Source organism: Xenorhabdus vietnamensis (genome assembly GCF_002127535.1).
GTDB classification, from domain to species: Bacteria; Pseudomonadota; Gammaproteobacteria; order Enterobacterales; family Enterobacteriaceae; genus Xenorhabdus; species Xenorhabdus vietnamensis.
On the sequence record NZ_MUBJ01000011.1, the window covers coordinates 102727 to 123632 of the forward strand.

21 protein-coding genes and 1 pseudogene are annotated in these 20906 nt (G+C 43.5%); 15 read left to right on the plus strand and 7 right to left on the minus strand.

Features of this window, described 5'->3' with window-relative positions; genetic code table 11:
- Together Xvie_RS22250 and mdtD are read left to right on the plus strand one after the other, a co-directional pair.
- Positions 1-302: hypothetical protein (locus Xvie_RS22250; RefSeq protein ID WP_208612565.1), on the plus strand; the 302-nt coding region annotated here is incomplete at its 5' end.
- A 187-nt stretch (positions 303-489) separates the two neighbouring features.
- Complete coding sequence (gene mdtD, locus Xvie_RS11555) at positions 490-1875, plus strand: multidrug transporter subunit MdtD (RefSeq protein ID WP_086109468.1); 1386 nt, start codon at positions 490-492, stop codon at positions 1873-1875.
- 5 nt (positions 1876-1880) lie between these two features.
- On the opposite strand, the gene rbsR is transcribed toward mdtD, so the two are convergent.
- From rbsR to asnA, 7 genes and pseudogenes are all read right to left on the minus strand, one after another.
- Positions 1881-2882, minus strand: coding sequence for a ribose operon transcriptional repressor RbsR (rbsR, locus tag Xvie_RS11560; protein ID WP_086109469.1), 1002 nt, complete (start codon positions 2880-2882; stop codon positions 1881-1883).
- 2 nt (positions 2883-2884) lie between these two features.
- Positions 2885-3814, minus strand: a complete 930-nt coding sequence (gene rbsK / locus Xvie_RS11565; protein ID WP_086109470.1) for a ribokinase — start codon at positions 3812-3814, stop codon at positions 2885-2887.
- A 64-nt stretch (positions 3815-3878) separates the two neighbouring features.
- Positions 3879-4769, minus strand: coding sequence for a ribose ABC transporter substrate-binding protein RbsB (rbsB, locus tag Xvie_RS11570; RefSeq protein ID WP_086109471.1), 891 nt, complete (start codon positions 4767-4769; stop codon positions 3879-3881).
- A gap of 24 nt (positions 4770-4793) precedes the next feature.
- The gene (rbsC, locus tag Xvie_RS11575) at positions 4794-5765 is read right to left on the minus strand and encodes a ribose ABC transporter permease (protein ID WP_086109498.1); all 972 of its coding nucleotides are present in this window, start codon (positions 5763-5765) and stop codon (positions 4794-4796) included.
- 5 nt (positions 5766-5770) lie between these two features.
- The gene (gene rbsA, locus Xvie_RS11580; protein ID WP_086109472.1) at positions 5771-7306 is read right to left on the minus strand and encodes a ribose ABC transporter ATP-binding protein RbsA; all 1536 of its coding nucleotides are present in this window, start codon (positions 7304-7306) and stop codon (positions 5771-5773) included.
- 7 nt (positions 7307-7313) lie between these two features.
- Positions 7314-7727: pseudogene (rbsD, locus tag Xvie_RS11585) on the minus strand (D-ribose pyranase).
- A gap of 420 nt (positions 7728-8147) precedes the next feature.
- Positions 8148-9140, minus strand: a complete 993-nt coding sequence (gene asnA / locus Xvie_RS11590) for an aspartate--ammonia ligase (protein ID WP_086109473.1) — start codon at positions 9138-9140, stop codon at positions 8148-8150.
- A gap of 165 nt (positions 9141-9305) precedes the next feature.
- Here asnA and asnC point away from each other — a divergent pair, with 165 nt between their 5' ends.
- The 13 genes from asnC (at position 9306) to Xvie_RS11655 (ending at position 20749) form a co-directional block, all read left to right on the plus strand.
- A complete protein-coding gene (gene asnC, locus Xvie_RS11595; RefSeq protein WP_086109474.1) occupies positions 9306-9767 on the plus strand; it encodes a transcriptional regulator AsnC in 462 nt (153 codons plus the stop codon).
- A 90-nt stretch (positions 9768-9857) separates the two neighbouring features.
- Positions 9858-10298 (plus strand): FMN-binding protein MioC, encoded by a 441-nt coding sequence (gene mioC, locus Xvie_RS11600; protein ID WP_086109475.1) that lies wholly within the window; start codon positions 9858-9860, stop codon positions 10296-10298.
- A 375-nt stretch (positions 10299-10673) separates the two neighbouring features.
- Positions 10674-12563 carry a tRNA uridine-5-carboxymethylaminomethyl(34) synthesis enzyme MnmG gene (mnmG, locus tag Xvie_RS11605; RefSeq protein WP_086109476.1) on the plus strand — a complete coding sequence of 630 codons (1890 nt, stop codon included), beginning with the start codon at positions 10674-10676 and terminating at the stop codon, positions 12561-12563.
- 11 nt (positions 12564-12574) lie between these two features.
- Complete coding sequence (gene rsmG / locus Xvie_RS11610; RefSeq protein ID WP_086109477.1) at positions 12575-13195, plus strand: 16S rRNA (guanine(527)-N(7))-methyltransferase RsmG; 621 nt, start codon at positions 12575-12577, stop codon at positions 13193-13195.
- Positions 13196-13803: 608 nt separating this feature from the next.
- A complete protein-coding gene (atpI, locus tag Xvie_RS11615) occupies positions 13804-14181 on the plus strand; it encodes a F0F1 ATP synthase subunit I (RefSeq protein WP_086109478.1) in 378 nt (125 codons plus the stop codon).
- A gap of 30 nt (positions 14182-14211) precedes the next feature.
- Positions 14212-15036, plus strand: coding sequence for a F0F1 ATP synthase subunit A (atpB, locus tag Xvie_RS11620; protein WP_086109479.1), 825 nt, complete (start codon positions 14212-14214; stop codon positions 15034-15036).
- A gap of 59 nt (positions 15037-15095) precedes the next feature.
- Complete coding sequence (atpE, locus tag Xvie_RS11625) at positions 15096-15320, plus strand: F0F1 ATP synthase subunit C (RefSeq protein WP_422645929.1); 225 nt, start codon at positions 15096-15098, stop codon at positions 15318-15320.
- A gap of 55 nt (positions 15321-15375) precedes the next feature.
- Positions 15376-15846: a F0F1 ATP synthase subunit B gene (gene atpF, locus Xvie_RS11630; RefSeq protein ID WP_086109481.1), complete on the plus strand. Its 471-nt coding sequence runs from the start codon at positions 15376-15378 to the stop codon at positions 15844-15846.
- 12 nt (positions 15847-15858) lie between these two features.
- The gene (gene atpH, locus Xvie_RS11635) at positions 15859-16392 is read left to right on the plus strand and encodes a F0F1 ATP synthase subunit delta (RefSeq protein ID WP_086109482.1); all 534 of its coding nucleotides are present in this window, start codon (positions 15859-15861) and stop codon (positions 16390-16392) included.
- A 14-nt stretch (positions 16393-16406) separates the two neighbouring features.
- Positions 16407-17948 carry a F0F1 ATP synthase subunit alpha gene (gene atpA, locus Xvie_RS11640; RefSeq protein WP_086109483.1) on the plus strand — a complete coding sequence of 514 codons (1542 nt, stop codon included), beginning with the start codon at positions 16407-16409 and terminating at the stop codon, positions 17946-17948.
- Positions 17949-18021: 73 nt separating this feature from the next.
- Complete coding sequence (gene atpG / locus Xvie_RS11645) at positions 18022-18885, plus strand: F0F1 ATP synthase subunit gamma (protein ID WP_086109484.1); 864 nt, start codon at positions 18022-18024, stop codon at positions 18883-18885.
- A gap of 34 nt (positions 18886-18919) precedes the next feature.
- Positions 18920-20302: a F0F1 ATP synthase subunit beta gene (atpD, locus tag Xvie_RS11650; protein WP_086109485.1), complete on the plus strand. Its 1383-nt coding sequence runs from the start codon at positions 18920-18922 to the stop codon at positions 20300-20302.
- A 21-nt stretch (positions 20303-20323) separates the two neighbouring features.
- Positions 20324-20749: a F0F1 ATP synthase subunit epsilon gene (locus Xvie_RS11655; protein ID WP_086109486.1), complete on the plus strand. Its 426-nt coding sequence runs from the start codon at positions 20324-20326 to the stop codon at positions 20747-20749.
- Positions 20750-20906 lie beyond the last annotated feature (157 nt).

Below are 20906 nucleotides of genomic sequence, written 5' to 3' on the forward strand. Positions count from 1 at the left end.
GTCTTGCGAGTGCCCACACAGATTGTCTGATTCAATTGTTAAAGAGCATTGCAACCTATGATTCGTTTCCCGGTTGCGAGGCTGCGTATCTTACGCTTTTCGCCTCCGAAGTCAAGCGCTTATTTTCGCTTTTCTTCGCCGCCCGCCGCGGCGTGTCTCAGCTCAGCGTCGGTCAGTGGTGGCGCATTATAGGGAGTTTTACGGTGGTGACAATAGTTTTTTTTGATTTTTTTTCTGTTCGTGTTTTTTTTCAACAAAATTGGCTATTACGCGCTTTTTTTATTCTAAAATTGACGTTTTAGACAACAATCATTAAATATATGCGTCACACAACGATTGTTTGTGCAGTTATCAAAATAGTCTATAACAACAATCAACCGACCTTAGAGAACGTGGTTGGTTTATTAGTAACCAAGAAATAGTCTGAGTTTAATGTATTAAGATATTATGTATTCACCAATTATCATTAAAAAATAAATGGGATATCTAATGGTTAAATCCGCACGCAGTATGTCGGGGTTACCTTGGATTGCGGCTATGGCTTTTTTTATGCAGTCTTTAGATGCCACGATTCTTAACACCGCACTACCGGCGATTGCTAAAAGCCTTAATCATTCTCCGCTGGCAATGCAGCCCGCTATTGTCAGTTATACCTTAACTGTAGCAATGCTAATTCCCGTAAGTGGTTGGCTCGCTGATAGATTTGGCACTCGTACGGTATTCATTTATGCTGTTTCTTTCTTTTCTTTAGGCTCGCTTGCTTGCGCGCTATCGTACAATCTCTCTTTCTTAGTTATATCCCGAATTATTCAAGGTATAGGCGGCGCTATGATGATGCCTGTTGCACGTCTGGCTTTACTAAGAACATACCCGCGGAGCGAACTGTTACCTATTCTGAACTTTGTCACCATGCCGGGGTTATTGGGTCCGATTTTAGGTCCAATGCTTGGCGGGTTGTTAGTAACTTATGCAACATGGCATTGGATCTTTATCATCAATATTCCCATTGGTTTATTAGGGATCGTTTACGCCAAAAAGAACATGCCTAATTTAACCATGCCTAAGTGTCCTTTCGATTTTCTGGGATTCATGTTGTTCGGCATGGGCTTGGTGATGATTTCAGTCAGCTTTGATTTATTTGGGCATAAGTCTTTCTCTGACTATATCTCTCTCGCTTTATTTTCTAGCGGTATCATTATGCTACTGGGATATATCTTCCATGCGAAAAGACACCCAAATCCTCTCATTGACCTCGAATTGTTTCAAACACGTACATTTTCAATTGGCATTGCCAGCAATATTGCTACTCGTCTAGGTACTGGCTCGCTTTCATTTATTATTCCTCTGATGCTACAAATGGGATTCGGATTTTCAGCCATGATTGCAGGAATAATGATGGCACCAAACGCGATTGGCTCAATTTTAGCTAAATCTTTTGTCACTAAGATACTGACCCGTTTTGGATATCGAAATACGCTTATTTGGGTCACAATTATTATTGGTGTAATGATTTCACAATTTTCTCTACAGACACCAGAACTGCCTATCGTGTTTCTAATAATTCCTCTTTTTATATTGGGAATGGTGATGTCTACACAGTTTACAGCAATGAATACAATCACCTTGGGTGATCTGAATGATAACAATGCCAGTACCGGTAATAGCTTGCTCGCTGTCACTCAACAGTTATCCATCAGTTTTGGAGTAACCGTCAGTGCAGCAGCCCTAAGATTTTACAAATCAATGGAATATGACTCAAACGTGAGCCATTTCCACTATACTTTGATTACGATGGGAGTGATTACCTTGATTTCTTCTACTGTTTTCCTATTACTGAATAAAGGAGACGGTAATAACTTAATTAAGAAGAAATAAGCTGATTAACGACTGGCTACAGAACTTCGTTCGATCAATTCAGGCGTCAAAATCAGTTGTTTTGGCTCACTTTCTGGATTGTCCATTCTATAAAGCAGGCTATCAATCGCCAATTTACCCAATTCATCTTTTGATTGATGAATGGTTGTCAACGGAGGGATCAAGTAAGAGGCGATTGCAATATCGTCATATCCAATGATAGAGATATCATCCGGTACAGAGAGCCCCTGCTGATGCAAGGCTTGATAAGCTCCAACCGCCATAGCATCGTTACCTGCAAATAAGGCTTCCGGTGGTTCAGGTAATTGGAGTAGTTGCTTCATTGATGACAATCCGCCAGCAAATTCAAAATCGCTATAAATTTCATATCCAACGGGAATTTCCAGCCCAGCATCTTCCATAGCTTTTCGATATCCAGCCAGACGCTGACAAGCAGGTGTCTTATCCCGTGGACCAGTGATACAGGCAATTTTGCGAAAACCTCGACTGATCAGATAATTGGTAGCTATTTCTCCTCCTTGCAGGGAGTTATCCTTAATAATGTCATTGCAGATATCAAAAGGAGACCAATCCATGATTACCATCGGAACCAATGGATAACGGCGCAAGACATCATTAGATAGACGCTGAGTTTCAGAACACATAATTAGCAGGCCATCAACGCGCTTTTGCAGTAAGGTTTCCATACTACGGACCATGCGGATAACGTTACCTTCTGTATTACATAGAATTAAACTGTATCCCCGTTCATAACAGTTCCTTTCAACACTTCTAACAACTTCGGAATAAAAAGAGTTATCACTGGCAGTAACCAACATACCAATGGTTTTGGTTTGCTTGATTTTCAAGCTTCTAGCCAAAGCAGACGGCGCATAATTCAATTCCTCAATCGCTGCATTGACTTTCTTTTTCACACTCTCACTGACATAACGATTGTCATTAATCACATGAGAGACCGTTGATGTTGAGACGCCCGCCAGACGGGCAACGTCCTTCATAGTAGCCACAGTTAATCCTGTTCAGATATAAATGCATCAATTTCGTTTCGCCACGGAATCGCAGGCTGTGCACCCTGACGTGTCACGGCAATCGCAGCCGCCGCATGGGCAAAACGGATCGCTGATAACATTTCTTTTCCTTCCAGCAATCCCGTTATCAAAGCGCCATTAAATGTATCCCCAGCAGCAATTGTATCGATCGCTTTTACTTTAAATCCGGGAACAATTTTACTTTTCTTACCTTTCTCGCTCAGCCATACACCTCGACTACCCAATGTAATAATGACCGTTTCTATACCCTTATTATGTAAGGCCTGAGCTGCTTTTTCCGCTCCTGTGTCATCTTTGATGGCAATGCCAGTCAGGCATTCTGCTTCAGTTTCATTCGGCGTGATGATATCCACCAACGAAAGTAGCTGATCTGAGATTTTCTGTGCTGGGGCTGGATTCAAGATTACTTTAGCATGATGCTTCTTAGCCGTTTCAGCAGCGAGCTGTACCGTTTCTAGGGGGGTTTCAAGCTGCAATAGCAGTGCATCAGCCTCTTTGACCACGTGGTCATGACGAAGAAAATAATCTGGCGTTAAACTCCCATTAGCCCCTGCATTAATACCAATGACATTTTCACCCTGCTGATTGACAAAAATCAGAGCAACGCCTGTTGTTTCGCCTTCAGTAACCTCAATTGAGGAGGTATTGATATTATCTTTCGCCAACTGTTGGCAAACACGTGTACCAACATCATCTTGGCCAATGCAAGCAATAAATGTAATGTTAGCACCACAACGGCCAGCGGCAACTGCCTGGTTTGCTCCCTTTCCTCCAAATGCAACCCTATACTGTTCTCCTCTCACTGTTTCCCCTGGTTGGGGAAAAGAGTTGAGATTCAATATGTGATCTACATTGATGCTGCCCATCACCACCAGTTTTGCCATACTCATTACATTTATTCCTGTATAAAAATAATGCAGCCATAAAAACTAGTGGCTGCATGAATAATGTTGATTATTTCTTAACAACTAATCCCAGCTCAACCGGAATGGTGGCGTCAACTTTTTCACCTTTTAACACTTTGTCCGCGGTCTGAACGCCGATGATACCAATTTGATCTGGACGCTGTGCGATAGTTGCTCCCAATTTACCGCTCTGTACAGCCTTAAGAGCATCGTCAGTGCCATCAAATCCGACAACCAGCACATCTTTTTTACCGGCTGTCTGCAACGCTCGCAATGCACCAAGAGCCATTTCATCATTTTGAGCGAAAACGGCTTGTACTGACGGATGAGCTGTCAGCAGGTTTTGCATGACATTCATCCCCTTTGTGCGATCATAATCAGCGGGCTGACTAGCCAACATATTAAATTTATGCTTTTGGGCTGCCTGACCAAAACCTTCACCACGTTCACGCGCACCTGAAGTTCCTGGAATACCTTCCAATTGAATGACCTTGACACCATTACCTAATTTTCCAGCGATAAAATCAGCTGCCATTTTGGCGCCTAAACGGCTGTCGGAAGCAATATAGCTGATAACATTGCCCTTATGCGCTGAACGGTCAAGAGTGATAACCGGAATATTCGCCTTATTTGCCATGATCACTGCATTACCAACAGTGTCCGAATCGGTTGGGTTAATTAACATCAATTTTATGCCACGAACCGTCAAATCCTGTACATTAGCCAACTCTTTTGCCGGGTTATCCTGGGAATCAAGCACAATCAGGTTATACCCCAGCTTATCAGCCTCTTTTTGGGCACTATCTTTCATTGTGACAAAGAAGGGGTTATTCAAGGTTGAAATAACCAATGCAATGCTATCCTTCGCCAGCGCATTAGCACTCATGGTGGCACTTAATGCCATGGCAGAGAGAATGGTTGCCAGCTTCTTCATTTTCATGTTATTTTTTCCTGTAGGGTGAAGTTACTTACTGCTTTTGTTATCAACCAAGACCGCCAGTAAAATCACAACTGCCTTGACGATCATCTGGTAGTTGGAAGAAATTCCTAATAAGTTCAATCCATTATTCAGAAAGCCCAAAATCAGCGCACCAATCAACGTACCAACAATTCGCCCCTTACCTCCTGCCAGACTGGTTCCACCCAATACAACTGCTGCAATGGCATCCAGTTCATAACCACTTCCAGCCATGGGTTGAGCAGAAGATAATCGGGCAACTTCGATAATGCTGGCCAGTGCAGCCAACAGGCCACATAAGGAATAAACAGTTATTTTTATTCTATCAACATTAATACCTGATAAACGTGTTGCAGATTCATTTCCGCCTAATGCATAGATATAACGACCAAGACGAGTATGATGAAGAATAAACCAAGCAGTGACAAACACCAGCAACATGATCCACACTGGCGTAGGCACTCCTAATGGGCGTCCAATGCCAAACCAACCAAACAGATCCGCATTTTCACTGAACCCGGTATTAATCGGACTCCCATCGGTATAAACTCGGGTCACTCCGCGCAACAATAACATCATCACCAATGTCGCAATAAATGCCTGAACCTTACCTTTTGCAACAATTACACCAGTACAGGCTCCAATTGCAGTCCCCAATGCCAAAGCGCCAGCAACAGCGACCAAGGCATTGATATCAGCCCCTACCATTGATGCTGCCACAGATCCTGTCAGAGCCATCAAGGAACCAACTGATAGATCAATTCCTGATGTCAGGATAACCAACATCATTCCAACCGCCATGATAGCGTTGACAGAAGTTTGCTGGAGAATGTTGAACAGGTTATTCAATGTGAAAAAACTAGGACTAAGGGAAGAAACCACAGCAATCAACAATAAAAGCGCAATGAGTGATTTCTGCTCCATCAACCATGTTTTCGTAAACCAACGTCGGGAGGCTGGCGCTGTGCTGGCATTCATATCCATTATCCTTGACCATTCTCTGTTAATTGCACCATATTTTGTTTGTCGATATATTGCTTGCCAACAGCAGCGGCCATCAACGCTTCCTGAGAAATACTTTTCGCATCGAATTCCCCACTGATTTTACCTTCATGCATGACCAGAATACGGTCACTCATTCCCATCACTTCAGGCATCTCAGAAGAAACCAAAATAATGCTCAAGCCTTCTTTTTTAAACTGGTTGATAAGCTGATAGATTTCTTTTTTCGCCCCTACATCCACGCCTCGAGTTGGCTCATCAAGGATCAATACTTTTGGACGAGTCATCAGTCCTCGGGCAATCGCAACTTTCTGCTGATTACCGCCAGAAAGCAGTCCTATAGTTTGTTCCATAGAGGGGGTTTTGATATTGAATAACTTGATGAAATCAGCAACGGATTTTTGTTCTGCGGAATGATTCAAAAGATAAGAACTTCGGCTAAAATAATGTAATGCAGTGAGGGACATATTCTCTTTGACTGACATTCCCAAGACTAACCCATCGCGCTTACGATCTTCCGAAATATAGACAATACCATTGGTTAATCCATCCTGTGGAGCGCGGATCGTCAGAGGTTTCCCATCAAGCAAGATCTGACCTTCAGTTTTTGGCAAAGCCCCGTAAATAACCTTCATTAATTCAGTACGACCAGCTCCCATCAACCCGGAGATCCCCAGAATTTCCCCACCAAACAGAGAAAAACCGACATTATTGATCCCCGATCCAGAGAGGCTTACAATTTGCATCCGTTTTTCACCTCTCGGTAGATCCAAGCGTGGGTATTGATCCTCTAGCTTGCGCCCCACTATCATTTCGATCAATTGCTCTTCATTCAGAGCATTAATGGGTCGTTCACCAATAAATTGCCCATCGCGCAATACCGTCACATCATCACAAATTTCAAACAACTCTTTCAAGCGATGGGAAATATAAACAATGCCACATCCCTGCACTTTCAGCTCCCGTATGACATGAAATAAGGATTCAGTTTCGGTATCAGTCAGAGCATCGGTAGGTTCATCCATGATGATGACTTTGGATTGGAAACTCAGCACTTTGGCAATTTCTACCATTTGCTGCTCACCAATAGACAATTCAGAAACAAGTCGATGGCTGCTGTAACGGATATTTAGACGCTTCAGCAAGTTATCGGCTTCTTCGTACATTTTTTTCCAGTTGATGATGCCCAGTTTATTAACGAATTCACGTCCCAAAAAAATGTTTTCAGCAATCGTCAACTGAGGGATGAGATTTAGCTCTTGATGAATAATGCCAATACCAGATTCCTGAGACGACTTGGGCCCCGAGAAAGCCACATTTTGTCCAAGATAGCGGATCGTACCAGCATCTTTTGTATAAATACCAGTCAAAACTTTCATCATCGTGGATTTGCCGGCACCGTTTTCGCCGACTAACGCCATCACTTTCCCGGGATAAACACGCAACACTGCTCCTGACAAGGCTTTTACCCCGGGGAAAGACTTATCAATCCCCTTTAACTCCAGTAATGGCTCCATAATATCCTCAGAAAGTTACGCCAGAGCAAAGGAGGATATTGACATAAGGAGAACATTCTCCTGTACGGATAACCGCTTTGCTCTTCTCTGTTTTCTCTTTCAGAATGCTATAACTAACATACTGTACCGCAATTGCGTTTCCCTGTTGTGTTCCGAGATCTGCAATACGCTTGATGATTTGTTCATGTATTTGAAGATTGTGTTCAATAATTTCAGCGGCCAAAATGGCCGCCTCAACTTATACTTCCTGAACAACAACATCAAAAACAGATCGGGTGTTCCCTGGGTTAGCGCTAAATCAATATGCTGGGTAGATGGCGGGATAGGTAACCCCGCATCGCTGATGCGTAATCTGATCAGTATGTCCCAAACGAGAAATAACAGCTGAAATATCAGAGTGTAATAAAACGCCTTTTTTCATTTTTATAAACTACTTAGCGAAACGTTTCGCTAGCAAGCCATCATATAAAGCTAAACATCAAAGACAACATGATTAATGCGAAAATGTGATCATCACAGAAACGTTTAAAGGGAAGGTAAGTAAAGGAAAAAAACTAACTTATTGAATAAGTTAAGCTGAATCGATTTTTTAACTCTCTCATCGAAGCCCAATAATTTAAAACAGGAAAAAGAACAACTAATAATCGATTATGGGATATAGGTAATTCAATAGAATTATTAAACAAAGTGACGATATATCAAGATTATTACCAATAGAAATGACTAAGTGGAGAAGAGGTTGAAAAATGAAAAACCCGATATTATGCAAATATTTAATCATATCTGGCGTTTTAATATCGGGATTACAAACCGTTTACAAAGAAAGTGAAAAAATTAAAACTTAGAGTACGCCCTCAACGGATTCAATGACTTCTGGTGACCAAACACCGCACTGAACTTGACCAATATGTGCCATTTGCAGCAACAGCATCACCAAACGGGATTGTCCTATACCACCACCAATAGATTGCGGCATGTCACCTTTAATCAGCGCTTGATGCCAATCATATTGCAGACGATCTTCATCATCGGTCAGTGCAAGCTGACGTTGCAAAGCTTCTGCATCAACACGAATACCCATTGAAGAAATTTCAAAAGCATCCTGCAAAACTGGGTTCCAGACAATAATGTCACCATTCAGACCAAAGAAACCATCACAGTTTTGTGTAGTCCAATCGTCGTAATCCGGCGCGCGTACATCATGTGCCTGACCATCAGACAATTTACCACCAATGCCCATCAGGAAAATCGCACCAAACTCTTTGGCGGCCTCACGCTCACGACCTTTAGCATCCAGATCAGGGTAACGTTTCAGAAGCTCTTCACTGTGAATAAAGTGAATTTGATCTGGCAGGAACGGTGCCAGACCAAATTCCTTACTTACTGCTTGTTGTGTTTCTTTTATTGCTTCGTAGATTTTACCTACTGTCTGTTTTAAATAGTCGAGTGAACGCTGATCTTCACCCATCGTTTTCTCCCAATCCCACTGATCAACAAAGACTGAATGGATAGGAGTCAAGCGATCTTCATCAGGACGCAGAGCCTTCATGTGGGTATACAATCCTTGTTCAGCCTGAAAACCAAAGCGACCTAATGTCTTGCGTTTCCATTTCGCCAGAGAATGAACCACTTCAAATGTGGCATCCGGCAAAGTTTTCACTTTCACCTGAACCGCTTTTTCATGGCCAGACAAGTTATCCTGAGTACCATCACCAAGACGGCTCAAGATAGGTCCTTGAACTTCGATTAAACTAAGTTGTTTCTCTAGCAGACGGGAAAAGTATGATTTCACAAAACTAATCTGCTGCTGTTTTTCAATGAAGGATGTTTTCATGATGCTGATCTCAAAATTTTTAGTGACCCTGTGTCCTGTTGGTATAGATTAAGCAACAAAATGAGGTACAAATTCAATATCTGATAATAAAAATATTGTATAAGATCTACAAACGATAATTTTTAAACTATAAAAATGAATATCATTCAAAAATAGGGATTAAAAATGGCAGAAATTTATCAGATCGATAATTTAGACCGTGACATACTTCACGCTTTAATGGAGAACGCACGTACACCTTACGCAGAATTAGCCAAAAAATTCTCAGTAAGCCCAGGAACAATTCATGTCCGCGTAGAAAAAATGAAACAATCAGGGATCATCACAGGAACCAGGGTTGATATCAGTGCCAAACAACTGGGGTTCGATGTGTGCTGCTTTATCGGCATCATACTAAAAAGCGCAAAAGACTACCCAGCAGCATTAAAGAAACTCGATATGCTTGATGAAGTCGTTGAAGTTTATTACACCACAGGGCACTACAGCATTTTCATTAAGGTTATGTGTCGATCCATCGAAGCCCTTCAGGACGTACTTATCAACAAGATACAGACTATTGACGAGATCCAGTCAACAGAAACATTGATCTCTCTGCAAAACCCGATAATGAGGACAATAAAACCATAAAGCAGAAACCAGTTAACCACATTATCCACAGGTAGATCCCAGTAGATTCACAGCATACAATAGTTACTCTTTAATTTAGCAAGGATCATGATGAGCACAATAACCTTAATCAGCGGCAGTACAATGGGTAGCGCCGAATACGTCGCAGAACATATAGCTGAGATCTTAGAAAATGACGAGTTTTCAACAGAGATACTTCATGGTCCCTCATTGGACGATCTTCCCCTTGAAGGATTGTGGCTTGTGGTCACCTCAACACATGGAGCAGGAGACTTACCTGATAATCTCCAGCCTCTGGCAGATGCGATCACACAACAGCAACCCGATCTAAGTAATATCACATTTGGTGCTATCGGCATTGGCAGCTCTGAATATGACACATTCTGTGGTGCAATAAGATCACTGGAACGTTTATTGGAGGATCTCGGAGCAAAACGGATCGGAGATCGATTGGAAATAGACATTCTGCAACACGAAATTCCCGAAGATCCTGCCGAAAAATGGGTTAAAGAGTGGGCAAAGTTACTCTGATCCGATTAAAAATACAACGATCAACTGTGGATAACTAATCTGAAAAGCAGGGGTTAACCCGTAGTTATCCATTTAATAACCCAGTATCATTCTAACAACTGTGAATAACTCGGCTTTTAGATCCCAGCTTATACTGAGTTGGATCACGGATCATTCACAGCAAATGATCCTTTACACTGTCATGATCTTTATATGGAAAATTCACTTATCCACAGAAGATCGCGATCCTAATAAAAGATCTAATAAAGAGATCTTTAAATAAAAAGATCTTCTTTTAATTAATGATGATCTCACACCTCTTGGTCTTAGGTCCAAACTTGAGTAGAATTCCCTCCTCAATGCATATGAAGCATTTTCACAATTGAAGGTTCACACATGTTTTATCCAGATCACTTTGACGTCATCATTATCGGCGGGGGCCATGCCGGTACTGAAGCAGCGATGGCCTCCGCACGTATGGGGCGTCAAACCTTATTACTGACTCACAATATTGATACTTTGGGCCAGATGTCATGTAATCCAGCCATTGGTGGGATCGGTAAAGGGCATCTGGTAAAAGAGATCGATGCACTTGGTGGCCTAATGGCAAAAGCCACGGATCAGGCTGGCATTCAGTTTAGAACTCTCAATGCCAGCAAAGGCCCGGCTGTTAGGGCAACACGAGCACAAGCGGATCGAGTACTTTACCGACAAGCTGTAAGAACAGCACTGGAAAATCAACCTAACTTAATGATCTTCCAGCAGCCAGTTGAAGATCTCATCGTTGAAAATGATACTGTTACAGGCGTCGTTACTCGTATGGGATTAAGATTTAAGGCTAAGTCTGTCGTTCTCACTGTAGGAACTTTCCTTGATGGAAAAATTCACATTGGATTGGAAAACTACAGTGGAGGACGAGCGGGAGATCCTCCTGCGATCTCATTATCTCATCGTTTACGTGAATTATCTTTGCGTGTAGCTCGTCTAAAAACAGGCACACCACCTCGCATTGATGCACGAACTATTGATTTTAGTCAGCTCGAACAACAATTGGGTGATGATCCTACGCCAGTATTTTCATTCATGGGCAACGTAGATCAACACCCACGACAGATCCCGTGCTACATCACACATACCAATGAAAAAACCCATGAAGTGATCCGCAATAACTTGGATCGCAGTCCAATGTACGCAGGGATCATCGAAGGGATCGGCCCTCGTTACTGTCCTTCCATTGAAGACAAAGTTATGCGTTTTGCGGATCGTAACGCTCACCAGATCTTCTTGGAACCAGAGGGACTAACCAGTAACGAAATCTATCCAAATGGTATTTCGACAAGTCTGCCATTTGATGTTCAGATGCAAATAGTGAATTCCATGAAAGGCATGAAAAATGCCCGCATCATTCGTCCTGGATATGCGATCGAATATGATTTCTTTGATCCACGAGATTTAAAACAAACACTGGAAAGTAAATTTATCCACGGTCTGTTCTTTGCTGGTCAAATCAATGGCACTACAGGATATGAAGAAGCAGCTGCGCAAGGGTTACTGGCTGGCCTCAATGCTGCACGTTATGCTAATGGTGAAGAAGGTTGGTTCCCACGCCGTGATCAGGCTTATATTGGCGTATTGGTTGATGATCTATGCACACTCGGTACTAAAGAGCCTTATCGCATGTTTACATCCCGTGCTGAATATCGCTTGATGCTGCGTGAAGACAATGCGGATCTTCGTCTGACCGAACAAGGCCGTAAACTTGGCTTGGTTGATGATCTCCGTTGGGAGCATTATTGCCGCAAAGTTGAAATGATCGAACAAGAACGCCTGCGTCTGCGCAATATCTGGGTGCATCCTCACTCTGATAACTTAGCTGATATCAACCAGATGTTGAAAAAACCGCTATCAAAAGAAGCCAATGGCGAAGATTTGCTGCGTCGTCCTGAGATGAACTATGAGTTGCTGACTTCATTATCACGTTTTTCACCTGGACTGACGGAACCTCAAGCGGCAGATCAGGTTGAAATTCAAGTGAAGTACGAAGGCTACATTGCCCGCCAGCAAGAAGAGATTGAGAAACAATTGCGTAATGAAAATACGGCATTGCCAGTTGATTTGGATTATCAACAAGTCAGCGGGCTTTCCAATGAAGTTATTGCAAAACTGAATGACCATAAACCAAGTTCAATTGGTCAGGCTTCACGTATTTCAGGCATCACTCCAGCCGCAATTTCTATTTTGCTGGTATGGCTGAAAAAACAAGGTTTATTACGTCGTAGCGCCTAAGGGGACAGATTTTGCTTAACAAATTGGAATCACTGCTGGCGAAAACTGATATTGAGTTATCACTGGAAAAAAAGCAGCAGCTCGTTGCTTACGTTGACATGTTGAATAAATGGAACAAGGCTTATAACCTGACATCCGTCCGAAATCCGGAACAAATGTTGGTTCGGCATATTATGGATAGCATCGTTGTAAATCAATTCCTGCATGGAACTCGATTTATTGATGTGGGTACAGGGCCGGGCTTGCCTGGCATCCCGTTGGCAATTGTGCGTCCAGATTCACATTTCACTTTGTTGGATAGTTTGGGGAAACGAGTTCGTTTTTTACGTCAGGTTCAACATGAATTAGGTTTGACCAATATTGAGCCTGTACAGAGCCGGGTTGAAGAATTTATTCCTGAACCCCCTTTTGATGGAGTGATTAGCCGTGCATTTGCTTCACTGCAAGACATGCTGTCATGGTGCAGTCATCTCCCCAAACCACGTGAAGGTCGTTTTTATGCCTTGAAAGGCGTATTACCGAGAGATGAATTGACTCAATTGCCTACGGGGATTGTGCTTGATGTTGTCATTCCTCTCCAAGTCACAGGCTTGGATGAACAACGCCATCTGGTAATAATTAAGTCAAACTAACTTTGTTATTTGTCAATAAAAAGTCAAATAATTAGTGACGCCAACTACATTTAAAATGTAACGGGCGTTACTAATTATCTCCTTCCATGGATTCAACTTTATTCACTGATGATTTACAGAAAACCAACGTTATTTTTATATTGGAAAAATTTTTCTTTCTAAAGATCGCTATTGATTTTCTCTATAAATAGATTTTAGAGAAAGTGAGAAAAATAAACATTTAATCTTTTTTATCGATATATTAGCCAAAATTTTATAGGTATAATATTAATTGATTGATTTTTAGTAAAAAAACAAAAGATTTCCATCACATATTGGCTTGTAAATATAAATAACAGTTTTTGCTTTGTGTGATGTATATCACGTTTAATTTTGAGTCACGCCATTAAGCATTGCAGTATATTAAATGGTATTTGTGAGCGATCTAGCATCAAAGTTAGAAATTTAAATAATAATTCACTTTTTCACTACTTATGGATTGAATTCATTTTGACTGCCCGTATAATTTGCTCGTTTTTGTCACTTGACACTCTTAAGCAAAGCCAGTTTTATACAACATTCAGCAAAGCCTTATATATGATGGGTACTTCAGGGAGAAAACAAAAGTCATGTCTGTATCCCTTTACAGCGGTAGGATGGTACTGAAACTGCTACTTTTGCAGTTAATGACTTTTGTTATTCTCAGTGTGGCTTTTTGTACCAAAAGTATAGAGTGGGGCGCTTCTGCTTTTGCCGGTGGGTTGGCATGCTGGCTACCAAATGCCATTTTTATGCTGCTCAGCCGTTTCCAAAAGGTAAAGGAAGAAGGGAGCCCAGTGCAGATTGCATGGTTTTTCGCAATTATCGAAGGGATTAAGGTTGTCATTACGATAACTGTGCTGATAGTTGCTTTAGGGGTGTTCAAGGCGGCATTTACACCACTTGGTGTGGCCTATTTAGCAGTGCTGATTGTGCAGATCATCGCACCTGCCGTAATGAACGGTTAGCGTTTTTAACAACAAAAGGGTAAAAGCATCATGTCTGCATCAGGAGAAGTTTCAACTCCGGGAGATTACATAAGTCATCATCTGAGTCACCTTCAGTTGGACTTGCGTACCTTTGAGTTGGTCGATCCTCACAAGAGTCATGAGGCGACGTTCTGGACGTTGAACATTGACTCGCTTTTTTTCTCCATCGTATTAGGGATGTTGTTTCTATTTGTATTCAGAAGAGTCGCGGTTCGTGCCACTGATGGCGTTCCGGGGAAATTCCAGACTGCAGTAGAAATGGTAATCGGTTTCGTTGATAACACTGTGCGTGATATGTATCACGGCAAGAGCAAAGTGATTGCCCCTCTGGCTTTGACTGTGTTCGTCTGGGTGTTGTTGATGAACGCATTGGACTTGCTGCCAATCGATTTTATTCCTTTAATCGGTGAACACTTCTTCGGCTTGCCTGCTCTGCGTATTGTTCCAACTGCAGATGTCAGTGTCACCTTGTCGATGGCTTTGGGTGTCTTTGTCCTCATTCTGTTCTACAGCATTAAGATGAAAGGAATTCGTGGTTTTTCGAAAGAGCTGGCATTACAGCCTTTCAATCATCCATTGTTTATTCCAATTAACTTAATTCTGGAAGGGGTCAGCTTGCTGTCCAAACCTATATCACTCGGTCTGCGACTGTTTGGTAATATGTATGCTGGTGAGTTGATCTTTATTCTTATTGCGGCTCTTTTACCGTTTTGGTCACAGTGGTTACTCAGCCTGCCGTGGGCGATTTTCCACATACTGATTATTACGTTACAAGCCTTTATTTTTATGGTTCTGACGATTGTTTATCTGTCGATGGCATCTGAAGAGCATTAATTTTTATCAATTCATTATGTTTTAACTAAAACAAACTGGAGATTGTCATGGAAATGCATATGGTGTACATAGCTGCCGCTATTTTGATGGGTTTGGCGGCTATTGGTGCTGCGATCGGTATCGGCATACTTGGAGGTAAATTCCTGGAAGGTGCTGCTCGCCAACCTGATCTGATTCCTTTGCTGCGTACACAGTTCTTTATCGTTATGGGTCTGGTTGACGCCATCCCGATGATTGCTGTGGGTCTGGGCTTATATATGATGTTCGCTACTGGCGCTAAATAAAATAGCAGAACTGAAAATTACGCCGATTCATTAATTGAAATAGAGGTATTGTGCTGTGAATATTAACGCAACAATCCTCGGCCAGGCCATCGCGTTTGTCCTGTTTGTTTTGTTCTGCATGAAGTATGTATGGCCACCAATCATGGCGGCCATTGAAAAGCGTCAGAAAGAGATTGCTGACGGTTTGGCTTCAGCAGAACGTGCTAAAAAGAACCTGGACTTAGCGCAAGCCAATGCGTCCGACCAACTGAAAAAAGCGAAAGCTGATGCGCAAGTTATCATTGAGCTGGCTAATAAACAAAAAGCCCAAATCATTGATGATGCTAAAGCAGAAGCTGAGCTGGAACGTAACAAAATTGTAGCGCAGGCTCACGCTGAAATTGAAGCTGAACGCAAACGCGCTCGTGAAGAGTTACGTAAACAGGTTGCGATGCTGGCTATCGCAGGTGCCGAGAAAATCATCGAACGTTCCGTGGATGAAGCTGCTAACAGCGACATCGTTGATAAACTGGTCGCTGAACTGTAAGGAGGGAGGGGCATGTCTGAATTTGCTACGGTAGCTCGCCCCTACGCCAAAGCAGCTTTTGACTTTGCTGTAGAACACCAATCTCTTGAACACTGGCAAAACATGCTGGCGTTCACAGCTGAGGTCACTTGCAATGAGCAGGTTGGTGAGCTGCTTTCCGGTTCATTGGCACCGGAAACGTTAGCCAAAACCTTCATCACCATTTGTGGTGAGCAGGTTGATGAGCATGCTCAGAACTTTATTCGTGTAATGGCAGAAAATGGTCGCTTGCTGGTATTGCCAGAAGTCTTCCAGCAATTTATCCAATTGCGTGCGTCACTTGAATCAACCATTGATGTTGAAGTGATTTCTGCGTCCGAACTGAATGAGCAACAGCAAGCTAAAATTTCTGCGGCGATGGAAAAACGTCTGTCACGCAAAGTGAAGCTGAATTGCAAAATTGACAAGTCTGTTATTGCCGGTGTGGTTATCCGCGCTGGTGACATGGTGATCGATGGCAGTATTCGTGGCCGTCTGGATCGTTTAACAGACGTCTTGCAGTCTTAAGGGGACTGGAGCATATGCAACTGAATTCCACCGAAATCAGCGAACTGATCAAACAGCGTATTGCTCAGTTCAATGTTGTGAGCGAAGCTCACAATGAAGGTACGATTGTTTCCGTTAACGACGGTATCATTCGTATTCACGGTTTAGCCGATGTCATGCAGGGTGAAATGATCTCTCTGCCTGGCAATCGTTACGCAATTGCACTGAACTTAGAGCGTGACTCTGTAGGTGCAGTTGTGATGGGTCCGTATGCTGACTTAGCCGAAGGCATGAAAGTCAAATGTACTGGCCGTATTTTAGAAGTACCTGTTGGTCGTGGTCTGCTGGGTCGTGTTGTTAACACGCTGGGTGAACCAATCGACGGTAAGGGCGCTCTTGAAAATGATGGCTTCTCTCCTGTTGAAGTTATTGCACCGGGCGTTATCGATCGTCAATCTGTTGACCAGCCTGTCCAGACAGGTTACAAATCCGTTGATGCTATGATCCCAATTGGCCGCGGCCAGCGTGAATTGGTAATCGGTGACCGTCAGACGGGTAAAACCGCTCTGGCTATTGATGCGATTATCAACCAGCGTAATTCTGGTATCAAATGTATCTATGTTGCGATTGGTCAGAAAGCATCTACCATTGCTAACGTAGTTCGTAAACTGGAAGAGCACGGCGCACTGGAAAATACTATCGTTGTTGTTGCATCCGCTTCTGAATCTGCAGCGCTGCAATATCTAGCACCATACTCTGGTTGCGCGATGGGTGAATACTTCCGTGATCGCGGTGAAGATGCACTGATTGTTTACGATGACCTGTCTAAACAGGCTGTAGCATACCGTCAGGTTTCTCTGTTGCTGCGTCGTCCACCTGGACGTGAAGCATTCCCTGGTGATGTTTTCTATCTGCACTCCCGTTTGCTGGAGCGTGCAGCGCGTGTTAACGCTGAATACGTTGAAAAATTCACCAATGGCGAAGTGAAAGGTAAAACAGGTTCTCTGACTGCATTGCCAATCATTGAAACTCAGGCGGGTGACGTTTCTGCATTCGTACCAACAAACGTTATCTCCATCACTGATGGCCAGATCTTCCTTGAATCTTCTCTGTTCAACGCAGGTATCCGCCCAGCGGTTAACCCAGGGATTTCCGTCTCCCGTGTAGGTGGTGCGGCTCAGACTAAGATCATCAAGAAACTGTCTGGTGGTATTCGTACCGCTCTGGCTCAGTACCGTGAACTGGCGGCATTCTCCCAGTTTGCTTCTGATCTGGATGATGCAACTCGTAAGCAGTTGGATCATGGTCAGAAAGTAACTGAGTTGTTGAAACAGAAGCAGTATCAGCCGATGTCCATTGCACAGCAGGCTCTGTCTCTGTTTGCCGCTGAGCGTGGTTATCTGGAAGATATCGAAATCGCGAAAGTGGTCAGTTTCGAAGCTGCGCTGTTGGCATATGCTAGCCGTGAACATGCTGATCTTCTGAAAGAGATTGACCAGTCTGGTGATTATAACGGAGAGATTGAAGCTAAGCTGAAAGCTCTGTTGGAATCCTTCAAGGCGACTCAGTCCTGGTAACACTATTCGGCCCTGTTTGATTCTGTTGATGAATAAAAAACATGGGCCGTCTGGTTAATGAGGAGAAGCAGAAATGGCCGGCGCAAAAGAGATACGTACTAAAATCGCCAGTGTGCAGAACACGCAAAAAATCACTAAAGCGATGGAAATGGTCGCCGCGTCCAAAATGCGTAAAACGCAGGATCGCATGGCGGCCAGCCGTCCTTATGCAGAAACCATTCGCAGTGTGATTGGACACCTTGCGTTAGGTAATTTGGAATATAAACATCCATACCTTGAAGAGCGCGAAGTGAAGCGCGTTGGGTACGTGGTAGTTTCGACTGACCGTGGTTTATGTGGCGGTTTGAACATTAACTTGTTCAAAAAATTGCTGATAGAAATGAAAGACTGGTCTGATAAAAACGTCCAAGTTGACTTGGCGCTTGTTGGATCGAAAGCGGTTTCTTTCTTTTCTTCTGTTGGTGGCAACATTGTTGCCCAAGTAACAGGGATGGGAGATAACCCATCATTGTCCGAACTGATCGGGCCAGTCCACGTCATGATGCAAGCATATGACGAAGGGCGTCTGGATAAACTGTATATAGTGACAAACAAGTTCATGAATACAATGTCTCAGGTTCCGACTATCACTCAGTTATTGCCTCTGCCAGCCGGAGACGATGAAACACTGAAGAAGAAGTCCTGGGACTATCTGTATGAACCTGATCCTAAAGCGCTGTTGGATACCCTGCTGCGTCGCTATATAGAATCGCAAGTTTATCAGGGCGTCGTTGAAAACCTGGCTAGTGAACAGGCCGCACGAATGGTAGCGATGAAAGCCGCGACCGATAACGGTGGCAACCTGATCAAAGAGTTGCAGTTGGTTTACAACAAGGCTCGTCAGGCCAGTATCACTCAGGAACTCACCGAAATCGTTTCGGGTGCTTCTGCGGTTTAACAGCTAGGTTTACGAATTACGTAGAGGATTCAAGATGGCTACTGGAAAGATTATCCAGGTAATCGGCGCCGTAGTGGACGTCGAATTCCCTCAGGACAGCGTACCAAAAGTATACGATGCCCTTGAGGTTAAAAACGGTGAAGAAAAACTGGTGCTGGAAGTTCAGCAGCAGTTAGGTGGTGGTATCGTTCGTTGTATTGCAATGGGTACCTCCGATGGCCTGCGCCGTAATTTGGACGTGACTGATTTAGGACACCCAATCGAAGTACCAGTGGGTAAAGCAACACTGGGCCGTATCATGAACGTATTGGGCGATCCAATTGACATGAAAGGTGAGATCGGCGAAGAAGAGCGCTGGTCAATTCACCGTACAGCACCAACCTATGAAGAGCTGTCCAACTCTCAGGAACTGCTGGAAACCGGTATCAAAGTCATGGACTTGATCTGCCCATTCGCTAAGGGTGGTAAAGTTGGTCTGTTTGGTGGTGCGGGTGTAGGTAAAACCGTTAACATGATGGAGCTGATCCGTAACATCGCGATTGAGCACTCAGGTTACTCTGTATTTGCCGGTGTAGGTGAGCGTACCCGTGAAGGTAACGACTTCTATCATGAAATGACTGACTCAAACGTACTAGATAAAGTATCTCTGGTATACGGTCAGATGAATGAGCCACCAGGAAACCGTCTGCGTGTAGCATTGACTGGTTTGACTATGGCGGAAAAATTCCGTGATGAAGGCCGCGATGTTCTGCTGTTCGTTGATAACATTTACCGTTATACCCTGGCAGGGACCGAAGTATCGGCACTGTTGGGCCGTATGCCATCTGCGGTAGGTTATCAGCCAACGTTGGCAGAAGAGATGGGTGTTCTGCAAGAGCGTATCACCTCAACCCAAACTGGCTCCATCACCTCCGTACAGGCTGTTTATGTTCCTGCGGATGACTTGACTGACCCATCACCAGCGACAACCTTTGCCCACTTGGATGCAACGGTCGTATTGAGCCGTCAGATCGCATCTTTGGGTATTTACCCTGCGGTTGACCCACTGGATTCAACCAGCCGTCAGCTTGATCCACTGGTTGTTGGTCAGGAGCATTATGACGTGGCTCGTGGCGTTCAGTCTATCCTGCAACGTTATCAGGAACTGAAAGACATCATCGCCATTCTGGGTATGGATGAATTGTCTGAAGACGACAAACTGGTTGTGGCACGTGCTCGTAAGATCCAGCGCTTCCTGTCTCAGCCATTCTTCGTTGCAGAAGTCTTCACTGGCTCTCCAGGTAAATTCGTTTCTCTGAAAGACACTATCCGTGGCTTCAAGGGCATCCTGAACGGTGATTATGACCATCTGCCAGAGCAGGCGTTCTACATGGTTGGTACCATCGACGAAGCTGTGGAAAAAGCGAAGAAGCTTTAATACGGCTGACGGGAGGTTGATATGGCTGCAATGACGTTCTCCCTGAACGTAGTCAGTGCTGAAAAACAGCTGTTTGAAGGGCTGGTACAAAAAATTCAGGTGACAGGTAGTGAAGGTGAGTTGGGAATTTATCCTCAACACACACCACTGCTGACTGCCATAAAACCGGGCATGATACGTATTGTTAAACAGTTTGGTGAAGAAGAATTTATCTACCTGTCAGGTGGAATTCTTGAAGTACAGCCAAACGGCGTTATCGTACTGTCTGATACAGCGATCCGTGGTAAGGATTTGGACGAAGCTAAAGTGCTTGAAGCCAAGCGCAAGGCAGAAGAACACATCCGTAATTCTCACGGCGATGTTGATTATGCTCAGGCATCTGCTGAATTGTCGAAAGCGATCGCGAAACTTCGCGTTATCGAGATGACAAAAAAGATGATGTTATAATTATCCGATAGATTTCGAATTGCATCCAAATGAGTTGCAACTTGAAAGGTGAAGGATATAGGCAGTTAGATAGAAAGCCAGTTGGTGAAAGCTAACTGGCTTTTTTGCTTTGCGAAATATGTGGCAATTTATTTCGCAAACAGGTTTACTTTCATAC

Excerpts from the sequence above, each read along its gene's own strand:
- atpB (WP_086109479.1), top strand. The coding sequence starts at position 14,212 with ATGTCTGCATCAGGAGAAGTTTCAACTCCGGGAGATTACATAAGTCAT.
- atpA (WP_086109483.1), top strand. The coding sequence starts at position 16,407 with ATGCAACTGAATTCCACCGAAATCAGCGAACTGATCAAACAGCGTATT.
- rbsA (WP_086109472.1), bottom strand. The coding sequence starts at position 7,306 with ATGGAGCCATTACTGGAGTTAAAGGGGATTGATAAGTCTTTCCCCGGG.
- asnA (WP_086109473.1), bottom strand. The coding sequence starts at position 9,140 with ATGAAAACATCCTTCATTGAAAAACAGCAGCAGATTAGTTTTGTGAAA.
- mdtD (WP_086109468.1), top strand. The coding sequence starts at position 490 with ATGGTTAAATCCGCACGCAGTATGTCGGGGTTACCTTGGATTGCGGCT.
- atpE (WP_422645929.1), top strand. The coding sequence starts at position 15,096 with ATGGTGTACATAGCTGCCGCTATTTTGATGGGTTTGGCGGCTATTGGT.
- atpG (WP_086109484.1), top strand. The coding sequence starts at position 18,022 with ATGGCCGGCGCAAAAGAGATACGTACTAAAATCGCCAGTGTGCAGAAC.
- mioC (WP_086109475.1), top strand. The coding sequence starts at position 9,858 with ATGAGCACAATAACCTTAATCAGCGGCAGTACAATGGGTAGCGCCGAA.
- rbsK (WP_086109470.1), bottom strand. The coding sequence starts at position 3,814 with ATGAGTATGGCAAAACTGGTGGTGATGGGCAGCATCAATGTAGATCAC.
- atpD (WP_086109485.1), top strand. The coding sequence starts at position 18,920 with ATGGCTACTGGAAAGATTATCCAGGTAATCGGCGCCGTAGTGGACGTC.
- rbsB (WP_086109471.1), bottom strand. The coding sequence starts at position 4,769 with ATGAAAATGAAGAAGCTGGCAACCATTCTCTCTGCCATGGCATTAAGT.
- atpH (WP_086109482.1), top strand. The coding sequence starts at position 15,859 with ATGTCTGAATTTGCTACGGTAGCTCGCCCCTACGCCAAAGCAGCTTTT.
- atpI (WP_086109478.1), top strand. The coding sequence starts at position 13,804 with ATGTCTGTATCCCTTTACAGCGGTAGGATGGTACTGAAACTGCTACTT.
- rbsC (WP_086109498.1), bottom strand. The coding sequence starts at position 5,765 with ATGAATGCCAGCACAGCGCCAGCCTCCCGACGTTGGTTTACGAAAACA.
- mnmG (WP_086109476.1), top strand. The coding sequence starts at position 10,674 with ATGTTTTATCCAGATCACTTTGACGTCATCATTATCGGCGGGGGCCAT.
- Xvie_RS11655 (WP_086109486.1), top strand. The coding sequence starts at position 20,324 with ATGGCTGCAATGACGTTCTCCCTGAACGTAGTCAGTGCTGAAAAACAG.
- asnC (WP_086109474.1), top strand. The coding sequence starts at position 9,306 with ATGGCAGAAATTTATCAGATCGATAATTTAGACCGTGACATACTTCAC.